Consider the following 1927-nt stretch of genomic DNA (forward strand, 5'->3'; position numbering starts at 1 on the left):
GGTCGCTACAGCACAAAAAGCCGCGATCCTGGCGCTGGGCGCGGTCGCGGCGATCGTCGTGGCGGACCTGTCCGGCCTGAGCAAAGCCGAGGTGGAACGGATCTGGCTGCCGTTCGCGATCTGGCTGCCGGCCGCAGCGGCCCTGCTGTCACACAGAAAGGCCTGGCTGGTAGCGCAGGCGGCCACGGCTTTGGCCGTGAACCACCTGCTGCATACAGTCTGGTGAATCGGGCTAGCGGGCCGGAACGGCCGGTGGCGTACGCCGGCGGCTGAACATCCGGTCGGCGAGCCACACGAACAGGATGGCCAGGGCGATCTGGATGAAGTGCCGGATCCAGTCGATGCCCTTGGTGTCGCCCACCCCGATCCAGTCGGCGATCAGCCCGCCCAGCGTCGCGGCGACGATACCGACAATCACTGTCACGAGCATGGAAATGTGCTGCTTACCCGGCAGCAGCAGACGGGCGATGACGCCCACGATCGCGCCGCCGATGATCCCCCACAAAATCGTGCCGATCATAGTTCCGACGCTAGATCACGATGTTGGCGGCCGAGACGGTTTCGCCGGAATCACCGCGGCCAGCAGGTGGGCGCGCGGCGTATGCCGCCAGGGCCGGTCGCTGGGCGCGAGGGCCAGGAAACGGCGACCCAACTCGGCCAGGGCTTCCTCGCCGCGAGCGATGGCAACCGCACGCAGCGGCCCATTATTGGACATCGCCTCCCAGAACGTCGCCGCGTCGGGATGTTCCATGGGGAAGGAGACCGCCCGATCCGCCGTCATGTCCGCGCCCGCTGTCGCGATCGCATCGGCGAGCCGGCGTCCGGCGCCGTCGTCACCAGCGCCGCGCTCCCGGACCCGGTCGGCCAGCGCGAACGGGCCGTCCTCCTCCACCGTCTCGGGCCAGTACGCCACGGACAGCCGCCCGCCGGGACACAGCAGGCCGACCCAGGAAGTCAGTGCCGCCGCTGGATCGGGCAGTTGCTGCAGCCCGAAGACCGACAGCACCCCCGCGCAGCGCCCGATCCACTCCGGACCGACTGCGCAGGCATCCCCGACCACGGCCTGAGCCTGCGGCCACGACTCGGCGCGGGCAGCGGCGCGGGCCACCATGCCCGGCGACAGGTCGATGCCCACGATGGCGCGACCGGGGTAGGCCGCCCCGAGTAGCGGCAGCTCAGGAAAGGTTCCGCAACACGGGACGAGGATCGGGCCGTCCGGCAGATCCAGCCCCAAGGCGTTCACCGCCAGCTCGACCCAGGGCGCGAACCGGGGCACGAAGTACTCCTCGTAGCCTCCGGCGGCGTCGGTCCAGGCCCGGGCCAGCTGGGCGGCGCGGTCGTCCATGGCGATCCCCTCAGATCAGGCCGGCGTCGTGGGCGAGCAGGGCGATCTGCGTACGGTTGGTCAGGTCGAGTTTGGTCAGGATGTGCGACACGTGCGCTTTGACCGTCGTGAGGCTCATCAGCAGTTCTCCGGCGATTTCGGCGTTCGAGCGTCCTTGGGCGATCGCGAGGACGACGTCCCGTTCGCGTGGGGTGAGGGCGGCCAGGGTCGCACGCGCGCTTTCGCCCGCCGCCGCGCCCGTCGTCACCTGGTCGACCAGGCGGCGCGTCACGCTCGGCGACAGGATCGGCTCCCCGGCTGCCACGCTGCGGACGGCGGCCGCGATGCGGTCCGGCGGGGTGTCCTTGAGCAGGAAGCCGCTCGCGCCCGCGCGCAGCGCCCGCACGATGTGATCGTCGGAGTCGAACGTGGTCAGCATGATGATCTCGGGCGGCCGGGCGCGCCGCCGGATCCGCTCGGTCGCGGCGATGCCACTCACGCCGGGCATCCGGATGTCCATCAGCACCACGTCCGGGCCGTGCCGCTCGACCGCCGTCAGCGCCTGCGCGCCGTCGGCGGCCATGATCGGGATAGCACACCTCT

General features: G+C 70.7%; 3 protein-coding genes and 1 pseudogene. 1 reads left to right on the forward strand and 3 read right to left on the reverse strand.

The genetic code is table 11. From position 1 onward, the window contains the following. Positions 1-226: pseudogene (locus AB0M47_RS42640) on the forward strand (hypothetical protein); the annotation flags it as partial. A gap of 6 nt (positions 227-232) precedes the next feature. On the opposite strand, the gene AB0M47_RS42645 reads toward AB0M47_RS42640, so the two are convergent. The 3 genes from AB0M47_RS42645 to AB0M47_RS42655 all read right to left on the reverse strand — a co-directional run. Next, positions 233-520, reverse strand: coding sequence for a GlsB/YeaQ/YmgE family stress response membrane protein (locus tag AB0M47_RS42645; RefSeq protein ID WP_363424736.1), 288 nt, complete (start codon positions 518-520; stop codon positions 233-235). Positions 521-535: 15 nt separating this feature from the next. After that, complete coding sequence (locus tag AB0M47_RS42650) at positions 536-1345, reverse strand: class I SAM-dependent methyltransferase (protein WP_363424739.1); 810 nt, start codon at positions 1343-1345, stop codon at positions 536-538. A 10-nt stretch (positions 1346-1355) separates the two neighbouring features. Beyond that, positions 1356-1927 (reverse strand): response regulator transcription factor (locus AB0M47_RS42655; protein ID WP_363424742.1); only part of this gene is annotated, 572 nt, incomplete at its 5' end.

The organism is Hamadaea sp. NPDC051192 (assembly GCF_040682475.1).
GTDB classification, from domain to species: Bacteria; Actinomycetota; Actinomycetes; order Mycobacteriales; family Micromonosporaceae; genus Hamadaea; species Hamadaea flava.